Annotated in this window: 3 protein-coding genes; 1 reads left to right on the top strand and 2 read right to left on the bottom strand. The window is 68.2% G+C overall.

Annotated features, from left to right (window positions below; translation table 11 throughout):
- Positions 1-154: 154 nt before the first annotated feature.
- A complete protein-coding gene (locus LQV45_RS25690) occupies positions 155-1,003 on the bottom strand; it encodes a class I SAM-dependent methyltransferase (protein WP_374208296.1) in 849 nt (282 codons plus the stop codon).
- A 178-nt stretch (positions 1,004-1,181) separates the two neighbouring features.
- On the opposite strand from LQV45_RS25690, the gene LQV45_RS25685 reads away from it, so the two are divergent.
- Positions 1,182-1,928: a phosphoglyceromutase gene (locus tag LQV45_RS25685; protein WP_230009468.1), complete on the top strand. Its 747-nt coding sequence runs from the start codon at positions 1,182-1,184 to the stop codon at positions 1,926-1,928.
- A gap of 173 nt (positions 1,929-2,101) precedes the next feature.
- Here LQV45_RS25685 and LQV45_RS25680 read toward each other — a convergent pair.
- On the bottom strand, positions 2,102-2,497 hold a 396-nt coding region (locus LQV45_RS25680), incomplete at its 5' end, for a PhoU domain-containing protein (RefSeq protein ID WP_290370317.1).

Raw genomic sequence — 2,497 nt, 5'->3', positions numbered from 1 at the left:
TCGCCCAGGGAACCCTGCCGGCGTGGGCCCAACACCGGCACCCTAAGCTCGCAAGCTCGCCCAGGGAACCCTGCCGGCGTGGGCCCAACACCGGCACCCTAAGCTCGCAAGCTCGCCCAGGGAACCCCGCCGGCGTGGGCCCACCCCCCGGCGCCTAAGCTCCCGGGGCCACGGCTTCCCAGCCGACCGTCACTTCGCCCAGCCGCCAGCGGGACGGGCCGTCCTGGATCGGCCAACCGGCGTCGAGCAGTGCGCGGCACATAGCCCCGAAGCGCTGCCGGTTTCCGAAGGCCGCCAGCGGCGCCGCTTCCAGCCAAGCTTGGTCCATCGCCTGCAGGTAGGCGTGGATCTTCTCGCCGGGCACGTTGCGGTGGATCAGGGCCTTCGGGAGCCTTTCGGCAACGTCGGAGGGCAGCACGAAGGCACCGAACCGCATGGACAGGCTCAGGCTCAGCGGCCGCTCGACGTCGAGCGCCACCCAGACGGCGCGCCGCCCGATCTCATCGCACGTGCCGTCGACGAACAGCCCGCCCGGGGCCAGCCGGTCCTGCACCAGCCGCCAGATGCCCGCCACGTCGGTTTCCTCGTACTGCCGCAGCACGTTGAAGGCGCGGACCAGCACGGGCTTTCCGGTCATGGGCAGTTCGAAGCCGCCCAGCTGGAACCTTAGGCCGGGCCGTTCAAGGGCTTGGGCCTGCCGGACGCGCTCCGGTTCGATTTCGATCCCCACCATTTGTACGTCCCCGCGGACCGCGGCGAGGCGTTCGAAAAGTTCGACGGCGGTGGCCGGTGAGGCGCCGTACCCGAGGTCGACGGCGAGAGGATGGGCCGCGGCCCGCAGCCGCCATGCCTGCGGCCCGGTCAGCCAGCGGTCCACGCGGCGCATCCGGTTGGGGTTCGTGGTTCCGCGGGTCACGTTACCCACGGGCCTGCCGCCGCGCGCGCCGCCTCTCGTTCCGCCCTTGTTTCGGGGGGCCAGCACCCGTTCAGCCTTCTGTACCACCGCCCAAGCCTATCCTCCAACACGGGGTCACCTCATTTCCGTGATGGGCGCTGGATGGGCCGGGAGCGACCCCGCGTTGCCCTGAAGCACGCGGTGAAGCAGAAGGTGAGGCACGCTCTGAAACGCGCGCGGTGTAACGCTCGGCACCGCCGCCAACCGCTCGGCTAGGATGAAAACCATGACTTACAAGCTGATTCTGCTGCGCCACGGCCACAGCGACTGGAATGCCAAGAACCTGTTCACCGGCTGGGTGGACGTTGACCTCAATGACCAGGGCCGTGCCGAGGCGGTCCGCGGCGGCGAGCTGCTCGTGGAGAACAACATCCTCCCCGACATCCTCTACACCTCGCGGTTGAAGCGGGCCATCAACACGGCGAACATGGCACTGGAAAAGGCCGACCGCGGCTGGATCGACGTCAAGCGCGACTGGCGGCTCAACGAGCGCCACTACGGCGCGCTGCAGGGCAAGGACAAGGCCCAGACCCTCGCCGAATTCGGCGAGGAGCAGTTCATGCTGTGGCGCCGGTCCTACGACACCCCGCCGCCGCCCCTGGCTGACGATTCCGAGTTCTCCCAGGTGGGGGACCCGCGCTACGCGGACCTCGGCGACGCCGTCCCGCGCACCGAATGCCTCAAGGATGTCCTGATCCGGCTCATGCCGTACTGGGAATCAGACATCAAAGAAGACCTCAGGGCCGGTAAGACCGTCCTGGTCACCGCCCACGGCAACTCGCTCCGCGCCCTCGTCAAGCACCTTGACGGGATCAGCGACGAGGACATCGCCAGCCTGAACATCCCCACCGGCATCCCGCTGGTCTACGAACTGGATGAGAACTTCAAGCCGCTGAACCCGGGCGGCACCTACCTCGATCCCGAGGCTGCCGCCGAGGCCATCAAGGCAGTCGCCAACCAGGGCAAGAAGTAACCGGCCCCCGCCCGGGCAGGCACTAAGTAAGGCACAGCGCACAAACGACGGCGTCCGGCCACCCCCAAGGTGACCGGACGCCGTCGTTCGTATCAGCGCGGTGCTATCAGCGCCGTTGTACCTGCTGCTGATTCAGCCGTAACTGCGGCTGAGTCAGCCGCAGTTGGCCGGAGTCAGTTGTGCTCGATCGTGCTCGGCTGCCACGCGCCCGTCACCAGGTACGTGACCTTCTGGGCCACGGAGACGCCGTGATCCGCGAAGCGCTCGAAGTAGCGGCTGGCCAGGGCAACGTCCACCGTGGTGGCCGGCGACTCCTGCCAGTCGCTGCGGGCGATCGCCTGGAAAACGCTCAGGTGAAGGTCGTTGACGGCGCCGTTGGCCTTCATGATCTCCCGGGCCACGCCGAGGTCGCGGGTTGCCAGCAGCTCCGTGAGCTTCTGGGCGATCAGCAGGTCCTGTTCCGCGAAAGCCTTGAAGGTCTCCCGCAGCTGGTCCGGGACCACTGACGCCGGATAGCGCAGACGCGCCAGCTGGGCCAGGTGCCGGGCGAGGTCGCCCATGCGTTCGAG

The organism is Microbacterium sp. Bi128 (genome assembly GCF_918698205.1).
Note: the sequence above shows the minus strand (reverse complement) of the source record. Positions and strands in the feature narration are given on the sequence as shown.